Genomic DNA, 22,390 nt, shown 5'->3' on the forward strand with positions numbered 1-22,390 from the left:
CCAGTTGTCGCCACCTTGCAGCCACCTTGCTACCACCATGAGCCTGAACACCGCCGCGCCCTCCCCCTCCTCCACCGCCCTGCCCACCATCGCCTTCATCGGCGGCGGCAACATGGCCAGCGCCATCATCGGCGGGCTGATCCGCCAGGGCCACCCGGTCGGCCAGATCGAGGTGGTGGAGCCCTTCGAACCCACGCGCGCGGCGCTGCTGCAGAACTACGGCCTGGCCGCGCAGCCTGCATCGGGCCCGGCCCTGCAGCGCGCCAGCATCGTGGTGTGGGCCGTCAAGCCGCAGACCTTCAAGGACGCCGCAGGCGAGGCCAAGGCCCACACGCAGAGTGCCCTGCACCTGAGCGTGGCCGCCGGCATCCGCTCGGACAGCATCGCCCAGTGGCTCTCCAGCGAGCGCATCGTGCGCACCATGCCCAACACGCCCGCGCTGGTGGGCAAAGGCATGAGCGCGCTGTACGCCCGCGCCGCCGTCAGTGCCGACGAGCGCGCCCAGGTCGAAGCCATCATGGCCTCCACCGGCGAGTTCCTGTGGGTCGATAACGAAAAGCAGCTCGACGCCGTCACCGCCCTGTCGGGTTCGGGCCCCGCCTACGTCTTTTACTTCCTCGAAGCCATGACCCGCGCCGGCACCGCCATGGGCCTGAGCGAAGCGCAGGCGCACCAGCTGGCCGTGGGCACCTTCGTCGGCGCGTCAGAGCTCGCCCGCCGGTCCGACGAGCCCCCGGCCGTGCTGCGCCAGCGCGTCACCTCCAAGGGCGGCACCACCTATGCGGCGCTGCAGTCGATGGAAGCGGCTGGCGTCGGCCCCGCGTTCGAGCGCGCGATGGAAGCGGCCCGCCAGCGGGCGGACGAGCTGGGCAACGAGTTCGGCGGCTGAGCGCTGGGGCGGCAGGCGCTGCCGCCTGGCTCCCAAGCCGGGACTGATACCTACAGCTTTCATCCATACAAGACCGTTCACGCTGAGCCTGTCGAAGCGCTGCGCAAGGCTTCGACAAGCCTGTCCTGAGCACATCGAAGGGCTCAGCCCGAACGGTGTCGGATATGGATGACTAAATACGAACCCGCGTGAAGCCTCAGTAGCCGGCCTGGGCCTGCGGGCACTTGGCCTTGCTCGCAGGCTTGATCTCCACCGCCTGCAGATTGGCGTCCAGCATCCAGGCGCTGGCACGCTTGCGCGTCACCTGCTGGCCCTTGCCCACGCTGCTGACGTTGATGGCCACCGCCTTGTCGGCCTTGCCGTAGCGGCACTCCACCTCGAACTCCAGCCCTTCCTTGGCCGTGACGGGCGGCAGCGGAACCTGCACCAGCTGGAGCGGCGGCTTGGCCATGTCTGCGGCGGACAGGCGGTCGTACGCGGTGCCGACATCGATCACAAAACCGGCGGCGGTGAAATGCTCGAGCCCCGGGCCGGCCGCAGCGCCGGGCGCGGGCTGGGCCCAGAACCGGGCGCTTTTGCCTCCGGCCACGGTGTCGGACGACAGCTGGGTCCACTGCTGGCTCAGCGCCTTGCGCGACGGCAGGCCCGCGCTGGGTGCCGCCGGTGCGCCGGCGGCACCCGGGGTTGCGGGCGCCGCAGCAGGGGCCGCAGCCATGGCAGGCGCCGCGGCAGGCGGTGCGCTGCGGGCCGGGCCTGCCTTGGCCACTGGTGCCGAGGCTTCCTCGCCCTGGTAAGCGTATTTGCCATCGAACGGCACATCGCCCCAGGCGCTGGCGCAGGCCTCCACCCGCATCTGCATGCCGCCGGCGGCACGTTTCAAGGTCATGGTGCAGCGGCCTTCGCTGAAGGTCCAGCCGCCCGGCGCATCGGCCAGCCTGCCTTCGCCCGAGCCACTGCGCAGGTTGCCGGGTTTGCCTTTTTCAGCCACCTCCAGCGTGAATTTGCCGTTGGGCTTGACGGTGAGCAGGCGTTCGAAGCTGCCGTCGCTTGCCTCGTACACCCCGGCCTTGGGGTAAGGGCTGTAGTCCGCCGCGAGCACTGGCGCGACAAGGCACGACAGGGCCGCACCGGCCGACAGGAAACGCAGAGCGCGCAAAGTGTGTGTTTTATTCTTCATGCAAGCCTGGAGTCTTTGGAGTGACACGCCGCAGGCACAGGCCCGCAGCGCAGAGATTCACCACCCCTTGGCCGCCAGGCATTTCAGGGCCTGGTTCCTCGCCTTCGGGTGGCGGGGCCTGAACCGGCCCGGGCCAGATTCTCAGGAGCGCCCAGGCCATGGGCCAGCCCTGTCACAACTCTTACAACCCCGTCGGCCGGGATGCAACACTTTCCACCGCGGCGACCCAGCGTGGTCGTCAGTCCGCAGGCCATCGCACACCGGCCCGCGCGCTCAGGGGCACCGGACGCTCAGGCGCGGCCGCCCTTCAGCCAGGCCACCAGTTCGTCGCTGATGAGCGCCTGGTTGATGGCGTCGTCCGGCTGCTTCACCCAGCTGCGCACCTGGTTGACGGCGGTGAAGCCCACGTTGCCGAACTGCTCGCCCAGGCGCTCGATGTACGGAAACTTCGCCGACTGGTTGCTCACCCCCAGGAAGTGGAAGTACACGCCATCACCCCGGGCTTGCGAGGCCTTGAGCAGCGCGGTGGTCTTGGCTTCGTCGGAGCTTTCGCCGTCGGTCACGAAGAAGATCAGCGTCTGGCGCGGCGCGACGGCGGGCGCCGCGGCAGCGCTGGCGCCCAGCAGCCTGGCGAAGAAGCCTTGGGGCCGGGCCGCAGCGGGCGCCCAGCCAAAGTCGGCCAGCACGCGCTCCAGCACGTACGAATAGTCGGTGCCGCCCTGGTAGCCCGGGCAGCCGATGATTTCGCGCTGCACGTAGCCCGCGTAGTTGCGGGCGCTCACGTCGGCCGCGTGGTGCACGTTGCGGGGGCCGTTGGAGAAGGTGTAGACCTCCATCTTCTGGTCGGGGTCGAACAGCGCAGCCCAGGGGATCAGCCGCGTGAGCAGGTCGTTGGTGACGCCCTGGCGGTGTTCATCGTCGAAGGACCCGGACACGTCCATCACGAAGGCGACGTCCACCTTGGGTGGGTCGCTCACGCCCGCTTTGGCCAGGTTCAGCACGAGGGCTTGCTGCGATTTGTTCAGGTCCAGGGTCAACGCCATGTGTGGGGTCCGTGAAGTCAGGAGATGTGAAGCAGGCCCAGAAGGCCTTGCAGCTGTTGGGCGAGCGCGTAGCGCTCGGTGTCGTTCAATGGGCGCGACTGGGTGGCCAGCGTCACCTTTTCCATCCAGGCGGGCAAGGCCATCAGTACGGTGTCCTGAATGCGGTGGATCAATGCGTCCAGGTGGTGCTGGCTGCCCTGGCGCAGCACCATGCCGCTGTGGATGTGCAGCACCGTCTGCGCCAACGCGCTGGCGCGTTGCACCAGGGCGTAGGCGCGCGGGTCGGCGTCGGTGCCCGGCCCGGCGCTCACCGCATCGGCCAGGTAGTGCGCCGCCAGGCTCAGCGCATCGAGCCGCAGCGCCAAGGGGGCGAGCTCCCCCGAGATGGCTTGCAGCTCGGACTGCAGCGTGCGCAAGGCCGGCAGGGCCTGCGACAGGTGCTGCCGCAGCTGCGCCAGCTCGCCCTGGCTGGCCTGCAGCACCTGGCCGGGTCCGGCATCGCTCTTCCAAAAGCGCAACGAGGATTTGGCGGGGGCCTGCCATTTTTCGGCCACCACCTCCAGCAGGGCGTGCAGCCGGGCCATGTGGCGCAGGCTGGCCTGCAGCGTGTCGGAATGGATGATCTGCAAGGACGCATCGACCAGCGCGCCATAGTGGCGCTGCGCCTCGTCGCCCCAGCGCGCGGCCTGCGCTGCGCTCAAGGTATCGATGACCGTGTCCTGCAGCAGGCGCTCGGCCTGCTGCAGCACTTCGGGCCGCGCGCCGGGAAACCGCTCGGACAACTGGCGCAGGCTGACATCCACCCCCCGCCGGATGGTGCCGGGCACCACCGAAGGCGGCGCCCTGCGGCCCACGGCGGCACTGCCTGGCGGGGACACGACGGTGGTGGGCGCTGCGGAGAGCCCCCCCGGTGCAGGCATTGCCGGCGCTGCAGCGGGTGCGCCGGGTGCGCCGGACGCGATCACCGTGGCGCGCAGCACGCGGCCGCCGCCCGCATCCTGCGGCCCCTGGGCAGACGGGGCGCCGGGTGGCGGGGTGGCGGGCGTGTGGGTGATGACCTTGGGCTTCATCCAGTGCAGGCAACGCGGCGGTGGCGGGCCTGGCGAGGGCCACTCACGGCATGTCAGGAAAAGTGCGACAGGATGAAGTTGAAATCGCCGTTGAAGCCGCTGCCCGCGGCCAGGTAGTGCCAACCGCTGCCTTCCAGCAGCAGGCTGCCCATCTGCACGGCATTGAAGGGGCCGAACTCATTGGACAGCAGGTACTCGCCCAGCACCAGCCCCTGGTCGTTCTTGATGCGGATGCCGGCATTCTTCACCGACGAGAAATTGGCCGCCCCGGCAGCGTGGATGGTCACGAAGATCGGGATCTCGTTCACGCCGGCCGGGATCTTGCTGCCGTCGATGGACAGGGTTTCGTCCACGTCCAGGTTCACGCCCGTGCGCGCGTCGCCCGAATGGGTGATGCCGCCTTCCGGGGTGGAGAACGAGCCGTCGGCGTGCGTGGTCAGCACGCCTTGGGGGTTGGTCTTCTTGGCGTTGTAGGTGCTCAGCACCTGGTCGAAGCTGGTCACCTTGGCACCGCCGCCGCCATTGGTGGCCAGCAGCGCGTGGGTGTCCAGGTCGTGCGCGGAATCCCAGTACAGCTCCACGGTGAAGCGCGCGGGCTTGGCGAGGTTCAGCGACAGTTTGGGGGCGGCGTCGCCGGGTTTGGAGAGTTTGAGTTCGAGGGCCATGTCGGGTTTTTGGACGTTGGATCTGTTGAAGGGTCAGCTGCGCCGGGTCAATACTTCAGGGGCTGGTCGGGGCGCAGCTGCTGGCCCACGGCCAGCATGTCCTGGCGGGCCTGGGCGAACATCTCGCGGGCCTGCGCGAATTTCTGCTGGTTGTCGGCGCGGGCCTGCTCCACCACGCCCACCAGTTGGGCGGTATCGGCGACGATCGCCTGCAGCTGCTGCGCCTGGGCCAGGCGGTTGTCGCCCGGGGCGTTGGCGGCCTTGGTCACCACGTCCTTCATCAGCACCGAGCGCACACCCGCAAGGTTCTGGTCCAGCGCCGCGCCGTGGTCGGCCAGCTGCTGTACCGACTGGGTGACCAGCGCGCCGTGCAGGGTCAGCAGCGTCATCTTGATGCTGGCGAAGCGGCTCGATGCGGTGGTGGTGGTCTCTTGCAGCGTGGCGATGGCGGCGTTCTGCAGCTGGCGGATCACGAGCTGGTCGGCCGGCAGGCGGCTCAGCGTGCCCTCCAGCGCCAGCGCGCGCGACTCCAGCGCCTGCAGCTTGTCCTTGAGCTCGCTCAGGCGCACGGATGCTTGCGCATCGCCCGGCTGCACGGCCTGCTCCGCCTGCGCCACCAGCTCGCGCGAGCGCACCAGGAACACGGACAGGAAGGCCACCACCACGGCGAAGTCGCTGTAGCGGCCCCGGTAGGCGTCCTTGAGCCGCTCCAGCGCGCGGATCTCGCCGTCGAGCTTTTGCTGCTCCTGGCGCAGTTCGACATCCATCTTCTGCACCACGTCGACCAGCGTCTTCGTCTTGCCCTGGGCCAGGCGGCGGGTTTCCTCCCACACGGCGGCCAGCGCCTTGGCCGCCGCGGCCTTGCTGAACAGGCCGCCGATGCGTGAGAGCAGGCTGGGCTCGGGGTGGGTGATCTTGCGGGCCAGGGCCGGCAGGTCTTCCTTGTCGACCGCCTCCTTGAGGCTGGCGATGAGCTTGAAGATCTTCGGGTCGCTGCCCTGGTCGATGCGCGCCAGAAAGCCGTCGAGCGTGCGGTGCAGGGCCGTCTCGATGTCCGCCCCCAGCGTGACGACCTCGCGGGTGGGCATGGCCAGAAAGTCCACCTGCGACAGGCTTTGCTGCACCTGTTGCTGCTGCTCGGCATTCAGGGCGACGGGAAAGTGGGCGGGGAGCACCAGCGCTCCGGTGGCATCTGGCCCGGTCGCGGGCCAGGCCGCGGCAGCCTGCGGTACCACCGCGTTGCCGCCAATCACAGTCGCAGTCAAGGGAGAGGTGGCCATGCGTATCTCATGTTGGATCTGGGGACAGGGGGATGGATCGGCGGACGCCAGTTTACTGGCGCACCAGGTAGCTGCCCGCGATGCCTGCAAACACCGTGGCGCCCAGCCAGTGGTTCACCCGAAAGGCCTTGAAGCAGCCCTCGCGGGTGCGGTGGCGGATCAGGCTCCAGTGCCAGGCCACCTGGGCGAGCGCGGCGGCGATTGCTATATAAAAAATAGCACCTAGCGCATACGGGGCCAGCGCCAGGACCCAAATAGCCAGGAAAGCCAGGTAGAAGGCCACGATCGCCGGCACATCCCGTCGGCCCAGGGTGATGGCCGATGTCTTGATGCCGATCTTGAGGTCGTCGTCGCGATCGACCATGGCGTATTCGGTGTCGTAGGCCAGCACCCAGCACAGGTTGCCCAGCCACATCCACCATGCCACGGCGGGCACGGTGCCCTGCACGGCGGCGAAAGCGATCACGATGCCGAAGTTGAAGGCGATGCCCAGCACCGCCTGCGGCATGGAGATGATGCGCTTGGTGAAAGGGTAGGCGATGGCCACCAGCAGCGCGGGCACCGACCAGGCAATGGCCGCCGCGTTGGTGGTGAGCACCAGGCCGAACGCCAGCAGCGCCAGCACGGCGCCCAGCCCCAGGGCCTCCTTCACCGACACGGCGCCGGTGGTCACGGGGCGCTGCGCGGTGCGCTTGACGTGCTTGTCGAAGTCGCGGTCGGCCACATCGTTCACGCAGCAGCCAGCGCTGCGCATGAGGATGGTGCCCAGCACGAACACCGCAAGCAGGTGCCAGCCCGGAAAGCCGTCGGCCGCGATCCACAACGCGGACAGCGTGGGCCACAGGCACACCAGCCAGCCGGCGGGGCGGTCCCAGCGGATGAGGTCGAGGTACAGGGCGAAGCGGCTGCGGGGGGCGACGGTGGACATGCGGCAGGCAGATGCGAAAGAAAGGGCTGGAACGCGGCACCAGGCGGCACAGCGGGGGCACAACGGGGGCAGGATCAGCCTGCCGGGGGCGCGGGCTGTGCGAATGTAGCAGCCGGCTGGCCGGCCGCACCCGGGTCCGGGCCTGAGCGGTGAGCGCCGATTGGCCGCACCCCGGCAGGGCTCTCCCTGTAACAAGCGTTGCAAACCCGGTAAAGTCCCCGGGTCACACCACCCCTAAGGACCTGCACCGCATGCCCAGATCCTCCAGTACACAGGCCACCACACGCTTTGCCATCCCCCGCACGCTGATGGCGGGCTTCGTCGTGGCCGCACTGGCCACCCTGGTCATTGCCCTGGTCAACTTCCGCGCGTCCGAAATGCGCGGCGACGCCGTGGCGGCCATGGACCGCACCACGCTGGCGATGCGCCAGCTCAATTTGTTCAACTCCGCGCTCAAGGACGCCGAAACCGGCCAGCGCGGCTTCCTGCTGACAGGCGAGGTGAGCTACCTGCAGCCCTACCAACTGGCATTGACGTCGCTGGACCGGCAGATGACGGCCCTCAAGGCCAGCACCAACGACGACCCGATCCACCGCCGCATGGTGACGCAGATCGACGACCTCACGCGGCAGAAGCTGCGCGAGCTGAACGAAACCGTCGAACTGTACAAAGGCGGCAACCGGGACGCCGCCATGGCCCTGGTGCGCACCGACGCGGGCAAGAATCTGATGGACCGGGTGCGCGACCTCTCGTCCGACCTGTTCACCCTGCAGAGCCAGCAACTGGAATCCCGCCGCCAGGCCTGGGTGGATGCTGCGACGATGTCGGCCTACTACTCGTGGGGCGGCTCGATCGTGCTGCTGGCGCTGATCTGCGCCTCGGCCGCCATGACCTCGCGGGAATACCGCTCCAAGTCGCGGCAGTCGTGGGTGTCCGCCGGCCTGACCGGCCTGGGCCAGCGCCTGCAGGGCGACCACCGGCTGGAAGACATCGGCAAGCTGGCCCTGGAGTACCTGGCCGGCTACCTCAAGGCCAACGTGGGCGCAGGCTACGTGGCCGAGTCCGGCGGCGGGTTCTCGCTGTTCGGCGGCTATGCGCTGCCGCGCGAGCGGCTCACCCAGACGCTGCTGGCCAACGAAGGCCTGGTGGGCGAGGCAGCGCGCACCCGCACACTGCTGCACGTGCGCGACGTGCCTTCCACCCACTTGCTGGTGTCGTCCAGCACGGGCCAATCGAGCCCGGCCGAGCTGCTGGTGGCCCCCGCGGTGGAAAACGGCAAGGTGTATGCCGTGATCGAGCTGGGCTTCTACCGCGCGCTGGACGATGCCGAGCGCAGCCTGATGGAGCGTGCCTCCGAGATGCTGGCCATCGCCATCCGCTCCGGCGCGGACCGCACCCGGCTGGAAGCGCTGCTGGAGGAAACACAGCGCCAGTCCGAGGAACTGCAGACGCAGCAGGAAGAGCTGCGCGTGAACAACGAAGAGCTGGAGCAGCAAAGCCGCATCCTGCAGGAGTCGCAGGCGCAGATGGAGGTGCAGCAGACCGAGCTGGAGCAGACCAACGCCCACCTGGAAGAGCAGACCCAGCAGCTGGAATACCAGCGCGAACAGATGCTGCGCGCCCAGAGCGCCCTGACCGACAAGGCGCGCGAGCTGGAAACGGCCAGCCAGTACAAGAGCGAGTTCCTGGCCAACATGAGCCACGAGCTGCGCACCCCGCTGAACTCCACGCTCATCCTCGCCAAGCTCTTGGCCGACAACAAGCCCGGCAACCTCTCCGGCGACCAGGTGAAGTACGCCCAGACCATCTACTCCGCGGGCAACGACCTGCTGGCGCTGATCAACGACATCCTCGACCTGGCCAAGATCGAGGCCGGCCAGGCCACCGTGTCGGTCGAGACCGTGCAGGTGGGCAAGGCGGTGCAGGCGCTGGTGGAGCCGCTGCGCCTGCTGGCCCAGGAGAAGGGCCTGGCACTGTCGGCCACCGTGGCCGCGGACGTGCCCACGATGGAGACCGACCCGCTGCGCCTGGGCCAGGTGCTCAAGAACCTGCTGTCCAACGCGCTCAAGTTCACCGAAAAAGGCTCCATCACCCTGCAGGTGTCGCGCGGCACGGGGGATACGGTGGTGTTTGCGGTGCGGGACACGGGCATCGGCATCCCCGCGCACCAGCAGGAGCTGATTTTCGAAGCCTTCCGCCAGGCCGACGGCAGCACCCACCGCAAGTACGGCGGCACGGGGCTGGGCCTGTCGATCTCGCGCGACCTGGCGCAGCTGCTGGGCGGCGCGATCTCGGTCGAGAGCACGCCTGGCGAAGGCAGCGTGTTCACATTGACGCTGCCGGCGCGGCTGGCAGCGCTGCAGGCAGATGCGGCAGCGGCTGCGGGCACTCCGTACACCGCACAACCCGCCCATGCCGCACACACCGCCCCCATGGCGACGCCCGCGGCCCTGGCACCGACCGCGCCCCAACTGGCGGGCGTGGCCCAGGCGCTGGGCGCCATCGCAGCGCCTCAGGCGGCCGCCACCGGCGCCGCAGCGCCCCTGCGCGCGAGTGCCCGCAGCATCCTCGTCGTGGAAGACGACGAGCGCTTCGCCAACATCCTGTGCGACCTGGCCCGTGAAATGGACTTCGAGAGCCACATGGCCTTCAACGCGGCGGACGGCCTGGCCATGGCCGCGCAGCTGCTGCCCAGCGCCATCGTGCTGGACGTGAACCTGCCCGACTTCTCCGGCCTGGGCGTGCTCGACCAGCTCAAGCGCAACCCGGTCACGCGGCACATCCCCGTGCACGTGGTGTCGGTGGCGGACTATTCGCAGGAGGCCATGGGCCGCGGCGCCGTGGGCTACGCGCTCAAGCCCGTCAAGCGCGACGAGCTCGTGCAGGCCCTGCAGCGCCTGGAGGCCAAGTTCACCCAGAACCTGCGCCGCGTGCTGGTGGTGGAAGACGACGAGCGCCAGCGCGAGAGCGTGCGCCACCTCTTGAGCCGCGACGACGTGGAGATCGTCTGCGCCGGCACCGCCGGGGTGGCGCTGGACCACCTGCGCGGCTCCACCTTCGACTGCATGGTGATGGACCTGAACCTGCCCGACCTCACCGGCTTCGAGCTGCTGCAGCAGATGACCGAGCAGGACGGCGTGTCGTTCCCGCCCGTCATCGTCTACACCGGCCGCGCACTGTCGCGCGACGAGGAGCAGCAGCTGCGGCGCTTCTCCAAATCCATCATCGTCAAGGACGCCCGCTCGCCCGAGCGGCTGCTCGACGAGGTCACGCTGTTCCTGCACCAGGTCGAGTCCGAGCTGTCGGCGGAGCACCGCCAGATGCTGCAGTCCGCGCGCAGCCGCGAGACGGCGCTGGAAGGCCGCAATGTGCTGGTGGTGGAAGACGACGTGCGCAACGTGTTCGCGCTCTCGAGCATCCTGGAGCCCACGGGCATCAAGCTGCAGATTGCCCGCAACGGCATCGAGGCACTGGAGGCGCTGGAACGCGCCGACGCCAGCGGCCCTGCGGTGGACCTGGTGCTGATGGACATCATGATGCCGGAGATGGACGGCTACACCGCCATGCGCGAGATCCGCAACCGCCCCGCATGGCGCCGCCTGCCCATCATCGCGCTGACCGCCAAGGCCATGAAGGACGATCAGGAAAAGTGCCTGGCCGCCGGCGCCAACGACTACATCGCCAAGCCGCTGGATGTGGAAAAACTCCTGTCGCTCGTGCGCGTCTGGATGCCCAAGTAACCCACCCAGCGAGCACCCCAGCCCGGCCCATGTCCCTCTTGAAGAAAGCGAAGACCGCAGACATCGAGCAGCACCTGCTGATCGATGCGATCTACCACCGCTACCACTACGACTTCCGGGGGTACTCGCCGGCATCGCTCAAGCGCCGGCTGACCACGGCGCTGATCGAGTTCCAGTGCAAGACCCTGTCGCAGCTGCAGGACCGCGTGCTGCACGAGCCCCACGTGTTCCCGGCGCTGCTGGAGTACCTCACCGTGCAGGTGAGCGACATGTTCCGCGACCCCACGTACTTCCGCTCGCTGCGCGAAGAAGTGGTGCCGCTGCTGCGCACCTACCCCTCGCTCAAGGTCTGGGTGGCCGGCTGCAGCGCGGGCGAAGAGGTGTACTCGCTGGCCATCCTGCTGCAGGAAGAAGGCCTGCTGGACCGCACCCTGATCTACGCCACCGACATCAACCCGCACGCGCTGCGCCTGGCCGAATCCGGCGTGTTCGACCTCGCGCGTGTGGCGGCGTTCACCGAGAACCACGCACGCTCGGGCGCGCGCAGCTCGCTGTCGGACTACTACACCGCGCGCTATGGCCGCGTGGTGTTCGACAAGTCGCTGCGCGAACATGTGGTGTTCTCGGACCACAGCCTGGCCACCGACAGCGTGTTCGCCGAGGTGCACCTGGTGTCCTGCCGCAACGTGCTGATCTACTTCGAGCGCGACCTGCAAAACCGCGCGCTCGGGCTGTTTCGCGAGGCGTTGTGCCACCGGGGCTTTCTGGGCCTGGGCTCCAAGGAGTCGCTGCGCTTTTCGGCGGAGGCCCCGGCGTTCGACGACTTCGTGCTCGAAGACCGCATCTACCGCAAGAAGGCCGGCCTGTGAGCGCCGCGACCACCGCTGCGGCGGCCGCCCCCCGCCCCGCCTACGACGCCATCGTGGTGGGCGGCTCCTCGGGTGGCGTCGAAGCCCTCGTGGCCCTGCTGCCGGCCCTGCCGGCCACGCTGCAGGCCCCCCTGGTGGTGGTGCTGCACCTGCCGCGCGACCGGCGCAGCCTGCTGGCGGACATCTTCCGCCAGCGCTGCGCCCTGCCATTGCAGGAGGCCGGGGACAAGGACGAGCTGCAGCCCGGCAACGTGTACTTCGCGCCGCCGGACTACCATCTGCTGCTGGACGAGGGGCCACGCCTGTCGCTGTCGGTGGATGCACCGGTGCACTTCTCGCGGCCCTCCATCGATGTGCTGTTCGAGTCCGCCGCCGACCTGTACGGCCCGCGCCTGGTGGGCATCCTGCTGTCGGGCGCCAACGAAGACGGCGCGCGGGGCCTGGCGGCCATCCGCTCGGCCGGCGGCCTGGCCATCGTGCAGGACCCGGCCAGCGCCCCCATGCCGGCGATGCCCCTGGCCGCGCTGGCCAGCACGCCCGTAGACCACACCCTGCCCCCCGCGGGCATCGCAGCATTGCTTGCGCAACTGCACCAACAAAGCCTGCTGTGACGATGATGTACCCGGACCGCCCGATGAACCCCCTGACATCGCCCCCCCCGCCTGCGCCCACCGAGCGCATCAAGTGCCTGCTGGTCGATGACGTGCAGGAGAACCTGATCGCGCTCGAAGCCCTGCTGCAGCAGCGCGAAGGCATCGAGATCCTGAAGGCCCAGTCGGGCCCCGAGGCGCTGGAGCTGCTGCTCAGCCACAGCGACGTGGCCCTGGCGCTGCTGGACGTGCAGATGCCCGAGATGAACGGGTTCGAACTGGCCGAGCTGATGCGCGGCAGCGAACGCACGCGGCACATCCCGCTGATCTTCATGACCGCCGGTTCGCGCGAGCAGAACTGGCAGTTCCGGGGCTACGAAACCGGGGCGGTGGACTTTCTGTACAAGCCCATCGACCCGCACATGCTCGCCACCAAGGCCCAGGTGTTCTTCGACCTGCACCGGCGCAAGCAGGCGCTGGCCCACGAGCTGCACGAACGCACCCAGGCGCTGCGCATCAACGAGATGTTCATGGCCGTGCTGAGCCACGACCTGCGCACCCCGCTGATGTCGATCACGGCGGCGGCCACCCTGCTCAAGCGCCAACCCGAGCCGGACAAGATCGAAGCCATGGCGGACCGCGTGCTCGGCAGCAGCCAGCGCATGGCCGGCATGATCGAGGACCTGCTGGACGTCACCCGCATCCGCCAAGCCGGCGGGCTGGGCCTTCAGCCCGGCCCGACCGACATGCAGGTGCTGGTGCAGCGCGTCCTGGGTGAAATCCAGACCGGCCACCCGGACCGCACCATCGCGTCCACGCTGCAGGGGGACCTGTCAGGCACGTGGGACGGCGAGCGGCTGTGCCAGGTGGTGACCAACCTGGTCGGCAATGCCGTGCACCACGGGGCGGAAGGCGAGCCGGTGCAGGTGCTGCTGGACGGTCGCCTGGCCGACACGCTGGTGCTGGAGGTGGCCAACGGCGGCACCATCGCGCCCGACCTCCTGCCCCATCTGTTCGACCCGTTCCGCGGGCGGGAGCGCGCGCCCGGGCGCCATCAGGGGCTGGGCCTGGGCCTGTTCATCGCCCACCAGATCGTGCGGGCGCACGGCGGGCATATCCATGCGTCCTCGCAGGACGGCACCACGCGCTTTCGGGTGGAGCTGCCGCGGGTGGCGCCCTGCCCTGCCGCCGACCGGCGGGCGGACAGGCCGGGAGACAGGCTGGCGTAGCGCGGGCGCAGGCCCAAGGCCAACCCGGCGGGGGCTCGACAGGGACGGGAAGGTGTGGGGGTCGGGGTGGCCTGTACTGCTGCGGTACAGGCCGGCTCAGGGCGAAGGCTCGGGGACAGGGCTCAGAGCGAAGGCGCGGGGTCCGGGCGGCGGGCGGCGCCGAAGTGCCTGTCAGGCCGCGGTGCGGTGGACTGCAGCGCGGATGGAGTCCAGCAGGCTCTCCAGGTCTTCCAGCTCGAAGGGCTTGAGCAGCGTGCGCACGTTCGGGCCCCAGGCGGAGGCATAGTCGCCCAGCTCGTAGCCGGTGCACAGCACCACCCAGCGCTGCGGGTCCACGGCCAGCACCTTGCGGGCCAGGTCCGTGCCCGACATGCCGGGCAGGCTGACGTCGGAGACGAGCAGGTCGAAGGGGTCCTCGGCATCAAGCGCCAGCGCCTCTTCGGCCGTGGCGCACGAGGTCACCGTCTGGCCGTCGCCTTCCATCAGCATGCCGATGGTTTCGCGCAGCTCGGGGTTGTCTTCAACGTACAGGATTCGCATAGATCACCGGGTTGGTCCAGCCGCCACACCGCCGCGATGGGCAGCATGATCAAAACTCGCATCATCCGTACAACTGCTCACACGTTCTGTAGGACAAAACGCACTTTGCAGACGTCCCCCGGCAGGCGGGATGGCCGCTCCGGTGCACCGGAGCGGCGGCCCTGGGCTGCCACCGAAGCGGTGGCTTACTTACCCGGCTCTCATTCTTCCAGCAGCGAGCGCAGCATCCACGCGGTCTGCTCGTGCACCGTGAGGCGCTGGGTCAGCAGGTCGGCGGTGGGCTCGTCGCTGGCCTTGTCGGCCAGCGGGAACAGGCTGCGCGCGGTGCGGGCCACAGCCTCATGGCCTTCGACCAGGATGCGCACCATCTCCAGCGCCTTGGGCGGCTGGCTGGGCGCGTCGGGCACGGTGGCCAGCTTGCCGAATTCGGCGTACGAGCCGGGGGCCACGTGGCCCAGCGAGCGGATGCGCTCGGCGACCGGGTCGACCGCGTTCCACAGCTCGGTGTACTGCGCCATGAACATGGTGTGCAGCGTGTTGAACATCGGGCCCGTCACGTTCCAGTGGAAGTTGTGCGTGGTCAGGTACAGCGTGTAGGTGTCCGCCAGCAGGCGCGAGAGGCCCTGCGCGATGGCGGCGCGGTCCTTGTCGCTGATGCCGATATTGATGCGGGGGGCGGTGGTGGCAGGTGTGGCGGTCTTGGGGGCCTTGGCCATGGGGAGCTCCTTCGTTGGATGAGGGTCAATCGATGGAATCCGCCGTGCGCTGCGGCCCCGGTGGGCCCGGAGCTGCAGCGCACGGCGGCTGACGGATCACTTTAGCGCAGGCGCCAAAGCCATCACTGCATCTGGCTCAAATTCCCGATGCGCACGAGCATCTCGGTGAACATCTGCATGTCCGCGTCCAGGTCCACCACTTCCTTGAACTCCTTGGCGTTGTGCGCCGTGTACTTCTTGCCGGGCATGGCGGGGCCGAAGTTGATGGCGTTGGGCATGAGCTTGGCCGTGGTGCTGCCGGCCGTGGGCACGGGCTTGGCTTCGAGGCCCGTGGTGTCGCCGAAGGTGTTGAGCAACGTGGAGAGCCAGGCGCCCTTGGGGTCGCGGGCCATCCAGTTGCCCTGTTGGTGGTCCACCTCCACCGCCACGCCGGCCTGGGTGCCCCAGGCCTTGATCCTGGCCGAGGTGGCCTGCGAGAGCGCCTCGGGCGTGCTGCCGCGGGGCATGCGCACGTTCACGAGCACATCGACCTGGCCATCCTTCTCGCGCACGAGGTTGGGCGACATGGTGAGTGGGCCCATGAAGTCGTCGGCATACGCCAGGCCCAGCGTGCGGCCCAGGTAGTCGGTGCCATACAGGTCGGTGAGGTAGCGCACGGCCTGCGCGTAACCGTTGGGGGCCAGCGCGACGCCGGACTCCTTGAGGAACAGCGCCAGGCGCGGCAGCGGGTTCACGCCTTCTTCAGGGCGCGAGCCGTGGGCCGATGCGCCGGTGACCTTGACCTGCACGGCGGCGCCGTCCTGCGTGACGTCGATGCTGAAGGGGCCACCCTGCGGCTTGTACTTCTCGACGAACGCAGCCTTGGCAGCGTTCAGGCGCGCCGCCACATCGGCGGTGTTGCCGCCTTGCAGCCTGGCCGTGGCGGTCTGCGGCACGGCATTGGTCGATGCGGCCCCTGCCATGGCGGTGATGGCGGTGGCACCGGCACCGGCCGCCGGCCCCAGCGCGAACGAGGCGCGCAGCGCGCCGGAGCCCTTTTCGGCCACCACGGCGGGGTACTTGCTGTCCAGCACGATGTTGTACTCGGGCAGCGCGGTCTTGGCGCGGTAGTACTTCATCGCGTCGCCACCGGTCTCTTCGGTCGTCTCGATCATGAGGCGGATGGTGCGCGACAGCGGCAGGCCGCTTTCCTTCACGGCCTTCATGGCGTACAGCACGGCAGCGATGGAGCCCTTGTCGTCGATGGAGCCGCGGCCGTACAGGTTGCCGCCCACGCGGGTGAGCTTGAAGGGGTCCAGGCGCGTGCCGTCGTCCAGCACCCATTCGTCGGCCACCACGGGCACCACGTCGGCGTGGGTGAGGATGCCGAACTCCTCACTGCTGCTGCCGGGCAGCTTCACTTCGAAGATGCGGTTGTCCACGTTGCGGTACACCAGGCCGAAGTCGCGGGCCATGCCCTCGACCAGCGCGCCGAAGGCGATGATGTTCTTGTCCTCGTGCGGCGGCACCTTGTCGGCGCGCACCGTGGGGATGGCCACCATCTTCGCCGTGGCGTCGATCACCGCGGCCTGGTTGTGCAGGCGGTTGTACAGGCCCAGCAGCCGGCTGATGTTGACCAGGTCATCGCCCGCCAGCGGCTGTTTGGCCGCATAGGCCGCCACGCTGGCGCGCAGCAGCGCGTTCTCGCGCGCGGCCTGGGCCAGGAACTCGGTGAAGCTGCCTTGCGCTGCAGCGGGCAGCACGGCCACCAGGCGGTCCATGTCGGCCTTCTTGACCGTGCCCGCCGAGGGTGCGTTGGTGGGCATGCTGGTGCACGCGGCCAGGCCCACGGCCAGGCTGGCGGCCATCAGAATCTTCTTCATTGCTTGTTTTCCTTGGGTTGTGGAGTGCGCACGGCGCCTGCGGGCCGCCTGTCGCTCGGCCTGCAGTCCGGGCAGCGCGTTGTCGCCGCCCGTGGCGGGCCCCTGAAAGACTGCACGCCATGCGGGGCGAAAGTGTAGCCCTTGCCGCCCTGCTCAGGCGGCGATCGAAACAGCCGTCGAAGCGATGTTCAGGACAGCCGCTTGACGCCCGGCAACTCGCACGCGTACACCGCGTTGCGCAGCGCGGCAATCGCCTCGTAGCGGGTGAAGCTGCGCCGCCAGGCCAGCACCACGCGGCGCATGGGCGGCGGGCCGCCGTCCTCCTCGCGGATGGGCAGGTAGCGCACGTAGGTTTCGTCGCTCTTGCGGCGGCGCGACACCGTGAGCAGCGCATCGCGCGGCACCGACAGGCGCGGCACCAGCGTCACGCCCATGCCTGCCGCCACCATGTGCTTGATGGTCTCGAGCGACGAGCCCTCGAACGACTTGCGGATGCCCTCGGCGTTGCTGGAAAAGCGCGCGAACTCGGGGCAGACCTCGAGCACATGGTCGCGAAAGCAGTGGCCCGAGCCCAGCAGCAGCATGGTCTCGCTCTTGAGCTCGGCGGCGGTGACGGACTTCTTGGCCGCCAGCGGGTGCGAACTGGGTACGGCCGCCATGAAGGGCTCGTCGTACAGCGGCGCCATGGCCAGCCCGGTGTCGGGGAACGGCTCGGCGAGGATGGCGCAGTCGATCTCGCCGGTGCGCAGCATCTCCAGCAGCTTGACGGTGAAGTTCTCCTGCAGCATCAGCGGCATCTGGGGCGAGCGGCCGATGGCCTGGCGCACCAGGTCGGGCAGCAGGTAGGGCCCGATGGTGTAGATCACGCCCAGGGTCAGCGGGCCCGCCAGCGGGTCCTTGCCGCGCTTGGCGATCTCCTTGATGGCCGCGGCCTGCTCCAGCACGCTCTGCGCTTGGCGCACGATCTCCTCGCCCAGCGGCGTGACCGATACCTCGCCCGCGCTGCGCTCGAAGAGCTTCACATCGAGCTCTTCCTCCAGCTTCTTGATCGCCACCGACAGCGTGGGCTGCGAGACATAGCAGGCATCGGCCGCATGGCCAAAGTGCTTCTCGCGCGCCACGGCGACGATGTATTTGAGTTCGGTCAGGGTCATGGTCTGTTCCTGGGCTGGGGGTGAATGGCAGTCCCCTGCCCGTGGCGGCTTCGGGGGAATGCCATCTTCATGCCTTCAGATAGTCCGATTTTCCACCCAACCAGCGCGCCACGTGTTTCGCCGCCAGGTCCGGGTAGCGGTCCAGCATGACCGGCGCCAGCTCGCGGGCCCAGTCGAGCAGCACGGTGTCGGTGGCCAGGTCGGCAAAGCGCAGCAGCGCGTCGCCCGACTGGCGCGCGCCCAGGAACTCGCCGGGGCCGCGGATCTCCAGGTCGCGGCGGGCGATCTCGAAGCCGTCGTTGGTCTCGGCCATGGCGCGCAGGCGCTCCTTGGCGGTCTCGCCCACGCGGCCGCTGTCGTTGGTGGCATACAGCAGCACGCAGGCGGACGCCGCCGCGCCGCGGCCCACGCGGCCGCGCAGCTGGTGCAGTTGCGACAGGCCGAAACGCTCGGCATGCTCGATGACCATGAGCGAGGCATTGGGCACGTCCACCCCCACCTCGATCACGGTGGTGCTGACCAGCACGCCCATCTGGCCGCTGGTGAACAGCGCCATCACCGCCTTTTTCTCGGCGGTGGGCATGCGCGAGTGCAGCAGGCCGACCATGCAGCCTGGCAAGGCTTCGCTCAGGTCGGCGTGCGTGGCCGTGGCGTTACTCAGGTCCAGCGCCTCGCTTTCCTCGATCAGCGGGCACACCCAGTACACCTGCCGGCCGGCCTGCACCTGGGCGCCGATGCGCTCGATGACTTCGTCCTTGCGGCTGTCGGCAATCAGCTTGGTGACGATGGGCGTGCGGCCCGGAGGCAGCTCGTCGATCACCGAGACGTCGAGGTCGGCGTAGTAGCTCATGGCCAGCGTGCGCGGGATGGGCGTGGCGCTCATCATCAGCATGTGCGGCTCCATGCCGTGCTCGGCCAGCTTTTGCCGCAGCGCCAGCCGCTGCGCGACGCCAAAGCGGTGCTGCTCGTCGATGATGGCCAGCGCCAGGTTCTTGAACCGCACCTGATCCTGGATCACGGCGTGGGTGCCCACCACCAGCGCGGCCTCGCCGCTCTCGACCAGCGCGAGCATGGCGGTGCGGTCCTTCTTCTTTTGCCCGCCCACCAGCCAGGCCACCTTGCGGCCGCGCGCGGCCAGCAGCGGTTCGAGCCAGCCGATCATCTTGGCGAAATGCTGCTCGGCCAGAATTTCGGTGGGCGCCATCAGCGCGCACTGCCAGCCCGCGTCCATGGCCAGGCACGCGGCCAAGGCGGAGACCACGGTCTTGCCCGAGCCCACGTCGCCCTGCAGCAGCCGGTGCATGGGCACCTGGCGCGCCAGGTCGGCCGCGATCTCCTCGCCCACGCGGCGCTGCGCGGCGGTCAGGCTGAAGGGCAGCACGGCCATCAGTTGCTCGTGCAGCGGCAGCGCACCATCGGTGGGCCGACGCACGTGCAGCACGGGCGCACGCAGCATGTCCCGCGCGCGGCGCGATTGCTGCTGCGACAGCTGCTGGGCCAGCAGCTCCTCCACCTTGAGCCGCTGCCAGGCCGGGTGGCTGTGGTCTTCCAGCGTGGACATCGCCACGTCCGGCGTGGGGTGATGCAAAAAAGTGAGCGCCTCGCGCAGGCTGAACAAGCGCGGGAGGCCATTTTGGCTATTGAACCGCGCATACGGCGGCTCGGTGCCAGGGGGCAGCGTGTCCGACAGGTCCACCCGGGCCAGCGCACCGACCACCGCGCGGCGCAGGTAGGGCTGCGGCAGGCCGGCCGTGGTGGGGTAGACGGGCGTGAGCGCGGCTGGCAGCTCGCCGCCCGCCAGCCGAAACGCCGGGTGCAGCATCTGCCGGCCCCAGAAGCCGCCCTTGACCTCGCCGCGGATGCGCAGGCGCGCGCCCACCGACAGGGTCTTCTGGTGCGAGGGGTAGAAGCTGAAGAAGCGCAGTTCGCAGGTGCCGGTGTCGTCCTCGACCTGCACCAGCAGCTGGCGGCGCGGCCGCAGCTGTACCTCGCTGGCGATCACGGTGGCTTCGACCTGCACCATCTGGCCGTCGCGCGCGTTGGCCAGCGGGGTGATGCGGGTCTCGTCCTCGTAGCGCAGGGGCAGGTGCAGCGCCAGGTCGATGTCGCGCTGGAGGCCCAGCTTGTGCATCGCCTTCTGCGCTACCGACGCGCCGCCTTTGGCCGCGCCAGCAGGCGCTGCAGCGGCTTTGGGGCTCAGGGGAACGCGGGGGGCAGCGGCAGGCATGGAGCGGGGTGGTGCGAACGAAGCAATCGAATCAAAAAGGCTACCACGGTTACCGTGGCCAGCGCCTGAAGGCGGGCGTCTTTTCCCCGGTCCCGGGCCGCCAGGCCCGCTCGGGCGCATCGCGCTCCGGCACGGCCCGTGGCGCGTAATGCAGGAGGCCGCGTGGGACAATCGCACCCTTTCTTCCCCTGACCTCCGCCTTTCTTGGCACGGGCCCGTCCGGCCCTCAAGCACCATGACCGACATCGACCCCGGCGCGCCGCGCGCCTACACCCTCAGCGACTTCGACTTCTCGCTGCCCCCCGAACTTATCGCCCAGCACCCCGCCGCAGAGCGCAGCGCATCGCGCCTGCTCGACGGCCGCGCCATCGAGCCTGCCGACCGCATCTTCCGCGACCTGCCCGGCCTGCTGCGCGCGGGCGACCTGCTGGTGTTCAACGACACGCGCGTGGTCAAGGCGCGCATCTTTGGCGAGAAGGCCAGCGGCGGCAAGCTGGAGCTGCTGATAGAGCGCGTGCTGCCCGCCGAAGCCGACAACCCGGGCAATGAAGTCGTCGCCCACATGAAGGTCAGCAAGAAGCCCCTGCCCGGCAGCACCGTGCACATGGCCGGCGGGCGCCACGGCGGCGGCTTCGACGCCACGCTGCTGTCGCGCTGGCCCCATGATGACGGCCCGCTGTTCCGCTTTGCGCTGCAGGGCCCCGCGGGCGAATCGCCCTGGGAGCTGATGGAGCGCCACGGCCACCTGCCGCTGCCGCCCTACATCGAGCGCCAGCAGAACGCCGACCACGACCCCGACGAAGCCGAGGACACCCAGCGCTACCAGACCGTGTTCGCCCGCAACCCCGGCGCCGTGGCCGCGCCCACGGCCGCGCTGCACTTCGACGACGGCGTGCTGGACGACCTGGCGGCGCGCGGCATCGAGCGCGCCAGCGTCACGCTGCACGTGGGCGCCGGCACCTTCCAGCCGGTAAAGACCGAGAACCTGGCCGAGCACCAGATGCACAGCGAGTGGTACGAGGTGCCGCACGCCACGCTGGCCGCGCTGGAGCGCTGCCGCCAGCGCGGCGGCCGCGTGGTGGCGGTGGGCACGACCACGGTGCGCACGCTCGAATCATGGGCCCGCTCGGGCCAGGCGTCGGGCGACACCAGCATCTTCATCACGCCGGGGTTTGCCTTTCAGGTGGTGGACGTGCTGATCACCAACTTCCACCTGCCCAAGAGCACGCTGATGATGCTGGTGAGCGCCTTTGCCGGCTACGCGCATGTGATGGGCCTGTACCGCCACGCCATCGCACAGAAGTACCGCTTCTTCAGCTACGGCGACGCGATGCTGCTGGAGCGCACGCCTGCGCGCTGACCGGCGATGCGGCCCGGCGGCCCCAGGGCAATCGGCGGGATCAAGGGCAGTTGGTGACGGGCGCCACGCGCGGTGCGGCGCCCACATCGGGCAGGCGATTGGCCGATGGCAACCGCACGCAGTAACTGCTGCCGCCCAGGCCCTGCACCTGCGCCACGCGCGACCCATCGCCCCCACGCCATTCACGGGTCGCAACCGCGCCACCCCAAGGCATGGCAGCACCTGCGCCTGCGCCGGCCGCCCGTTGCGCCGCCGGAACCTCACCGTGGCGACGCTGCCATTCGCGCTCCTGGCGGTCGGCACGGCCCACGGCGTCGGGGCTCCAGCGCAGCGGGGCATCGGCCATCCGGCTGTCGGACGCAGGCAGCTGCGGCGCTGGCGCTGCGGCAGTCGCGGCCTGTGCAGGGGGCTGCTGCACGGCGGGTGGCGGGCTGCCGATGACCGTGCCGGTCACTGCCTCGGCGGGCGCGTTGGCGCTGCGGGGGCGCTCTGCCGCACGCACCGGCCGCGATGCAGATGCGGGAACGGAACCCTGGGGGCGAGCCTGCGCACGCTCCGGCTCGCGCACCGCCGTGGCGGGCTGCAGCACCTCGGCAGGCGTGATCCACTGCACCTCCATCGCCTGTCGCGGTGATGCGGATGGCGGCGCTGGTGGCGACGGGAAGATGCGGCTGCTTGGCAGATTCCACGCGGTCAGGATGACGCCGTGCAGCAGCACGGAGGCCAGCACGGCCACCGCCACGCGCCTGCGCCGGCTGACGGGAGCGGCACCCCAGCCCCACTGGCGCACTTACACGCCTTCTTGCACCGCGCCGTCGTCGGCGCCATCGCCGCCGCTGTCCACCCACGCCAGCAGGTCGCCGGGCTGACACTGCAGGTACTCGCAGATGGCCGACAGTGTCTCGAAGCGCACGCCCTTGACCTTGCCGCTCTTGAGCAAGGACAGGTTGGCCTCGGTGATGCCCACGTGGGCCGCCAGATCGCGCGACTTGACCTTGCGGCGTACCAGCATCTCATCCAGGGTGACAACAATCGTCATGGTGTGGCAGTC

At 69.3% G+C, this 22,390-nt stretch carries 19 protein-coding genes; 6 read left to right on the plus strand and 13 right to left on the minus strand.

Going from position 1 to position 22,390, the window contains the following annotated elements; translation table 11 throughout:
- Positions 1-37 precede the first annotated feature (37 nt).
- Positions 38-889, plus strand: a complete 852-nt coding sequence (proC, locus tag ASG27_RS21030) for a pyrroline-5-carboxylate reductase (RefSeq protein ID WP_056420356.1) — start codon at positions 38-40, stop codon at positions 887-889.
- Between the two features lie 196 nt (positions 890-1,085).
- On the opposite strand, the gene ASG27_RS21035 is transcribed toward proC, so the two are convergent.
- The 6 genes from ASG27_RS21035 to ubiA all read right to left on the minus strand — a co-directional run bounded on the left by ASG27_RS21035 (position 1,086) and on the right by ubiA (position 7,052).
- Positions 1,086-2,045, minus strand: coding sequence for a hypothetical protein (locus ASG27_RS21035; protein ID WP_235504097.1), 960 nt, complete (start codon positions 2,043-2,045; stop codon positions 1,086-1,088).
- A gap of 311 nt (positions 2,046-2,356) precedes the next feature.
- The gene (locus ASG27_RS27175; RefSeq protein WP_056420361.1) at positions 2,357-3,109 is read right to left on the minus strand and encodes a VWA domain-containing protein; all 753 of its coding nucleotides are present in this window, start codon (positions 3,107-3,109) and stop codon (positions 2,357-2,359) included.
- Positions 3,110-3,126: 17 nt separating this feature from the next.
- Positions 3,127-4,179, minus strand: coding sequence for a hypothetical protein (locus tag ASG27_RS27180; RefSeq protein ID WP_056420362.1), 1,053 nt, complete (start codon positions 4,177-4,179; stop codon positions 3,127-3,129).
- 53 nt (positions 4,180-4,232) lie between these two features.
- Positions 4,233-4,844 (minus strand): TerD family protein, encoded by a 612-nt coding sequence (locus tag ASG27_RS21050; RefSeq protein ID WP_056420365.1) that lies wholly within the window; start codon positions 4,842-4,844, stop codon positions 4,233-4,235.
- A 47-nt stretch (positions 4,845-4,891) separates the two neighbouring features.
- Entirely contained in the window at positions 4,892-6,124 is a 1,233-nt protein-coding gene (locus tag ASG27_RS21055; RefSeq protein WP_156370841.1) for a hypothetical protein, read from the minus strand.
- 52 nt (positions 6,125-6,176) lie between these two features.
- Entirely contained in the window at positions 6,177-7,052 is an 876-nt protein-coding gene (gene ubiA, locus ASG27_RS21060; RefSeq protein ID WP_056420371.1) for a 4-hydroxybenzoate octaprenyltransferase, read from the minus strand.
- Between the two features lie 251 nt (positions 7,053-7,303).
- On the opposite strand from ubiA, the gene ASG27_RS21065 reads away from it, so the two are divergent.
- From ASG27_RS21065 to ASG27_RS21080, 4 genes are read left to right on the plus strand one after another with little or no spacing between them, the layout of a single operon-like run.
- On the plus strand, positions 7,304-10,792 hold the full coding sequence (locus tag ASG27_RS21065) for a response regulator (protein WP_056420376.1): 3,489 nt from the start codon (positions 7,304-7,306) through the stop codon (positions 10,790-10,792).
- 29 nt (positions 10,793-10,821) lie between these two features.
- Positions 10,822-11,661, plus strand: a complete 840-nt coding sequence (locus ASG27_RS21070) for a CheR family methyltransferase (RefSeq protein ID WP_056420379.1) — start codon at positions 10,822-10,824, stop codon at positions 11,659-11,661.
- The gene (locus ASG27_RS21075; protein WP_056420382.1) at positions 11,658-12,272 is read left to right on the plus strand and encodes a chemotaxis protein CheB; all 615 of its coding nucleotides are present in this window, start codon (positions 11,658-11,660) and stop codon (positions 12,270-12,272) included. The genes ASG27_RS21070 and ASG27_RS21075 overlap by 4 nt, the downstream gene beginning before the upstream one ends.
- A 23-nt stretch (positions 12,273-12,295) precedes the next feature.
- Positions 12,296-13,480 carry a hybrid sensor histidine kinase/response regulator gene (locus tag ASG27_RS21080; protein WP_156370843.1) on the plus strand — a complete coding sequence of 395 codons (1,185 nt, stop codon included), beginning with the start codon at positions 12,296-12,298 and terminating at the stop codon, positions 13,478-13,480.
- A 171-nt stretch (positions 13,481-13,651) separates the two neighbouring features.
- Here the strand turns inward: ASG27_RS21080 and ASG27_RS21085 are convergent, their stop codons facing one another.
- The 5 genes from ASG27_RS21085 to recG all read right to left on the minus strand — a co-directional run bounded on the left by ASG27_RS21085 (position 13,652) and on the right by recG (position 19,979).
- A complete protein-coding gene (locus tag ASG27_RS21085; protein ID WP_056420388.1) occupies positions 13,652-14,020 on the minus strand; it encodes a response regulator in 369 nt (122 codons plus the stop codon).
- 200 nt (positions 14,021-14,220) lie between these two features.
- The gene (locus ASG27_RS21090) at positions 14,221-14,736 is read right to left on the minus strand and encodes a Dps family protein (RefSeq protein ID WP_056420391.1); all 516 of its coding nucleotides are present in this window, start codon (positions 14,734-14,736) and stop codon (positions 14,221-14,223) included.
- A 122-nt stretch (positions 14,737-14,858) separates the two neighbouring features.
- A complete protein-coding gene (locus ASG27_RS21095) occupies positions 14,859-16,598 on the minus strand; it encodes a dipeptidase (RefSeq protein WP_082486050.1) in 1,740 nt (579 codons plus the stop codon).
- A gap of 188 nt (positions 16,599-16,786) precedes the next feature.
- Positions 16,787-17,752, minus strand: a complete 966-nt coding sequence (locus ASG27_RS21100) for a LysR substrate-binding domain-containing protein (RefSeq protein WP_056420394.1) — start codon at positions 17,750-17,752, stop codon at positions 16,787-16,789.
- 67 nt (positions 17,753-17,819) lie between these two features.
- Positions 17,820-19,979 carry an ATP-dependent DNA helicase RecG gene (recG, locus tag ASG27_RS21105; RefSeq protein WP_056420397.1) on the minus strand — a complete coding sequence of 720 codons (2,160 nt, stop codon included), beginning with the start codon at positions 19,977-19,979 and terminating at the stop codon, positions 17,820-17,822.
- 235 nt (positions 19,980-20,214) lie between these two features.
- Here recG and queA point away from each other — a divergent pair, with 235 nt between their 5' ends.
- Positions 20,215-21,339, plus strand: coding sequence for a tRNA preQ1(34) S-adenosylmethionine ribosyltransferase-isomerase QueA (gene queA, locus ASG27_RS21110; RefSeq protein ID WP_056420400.1), 1,125 nt, complete (start codon positions 20,215-20,217; stop codon positions 21,337-21,339).
- 40 nt (positions 21,340-21,379) lie between these two features.
- On the opposite strand, the gene ASG27_RS21115 is transcribed toward queA, so the two are convergent.
- Together ASG27_RS21115 and ASG27_RS21120 are read right to left on the minus strand one after the other, a co-directional pair.
- Complete coding sequence (locus ASG27_RS21115; RefSeq protein ID WP_056423185.1) at positions 21,380-22,129, minus strand: hypothetical protein; 750 nt, start codon at positions 22,127-22,129, stop codon at positions 21,380-21,382.
- Positions 22,130-22,378, minus strand: coding sequence for a helix-turn-helix domain-containing protein (locus tag ASG27_RS21120; protein WP_056172504.1), 249 nt, complete (start codon positions 22,376-22,378; stop codon positions 22,130-22,132).
- Positions 22,379-22,390 lie beyond the last annotated feature (12 nt).

The sequence above is a fragment of the Acidovorax sp. Leaf191 genome (assembly GCF_001424425.1).
Taxonomy (GTDB): Bacteria; Pseudomonadota; Gammaproteobacteria; order Burkholderiales; family Burkholderiaceae_C; genus Acidovorax.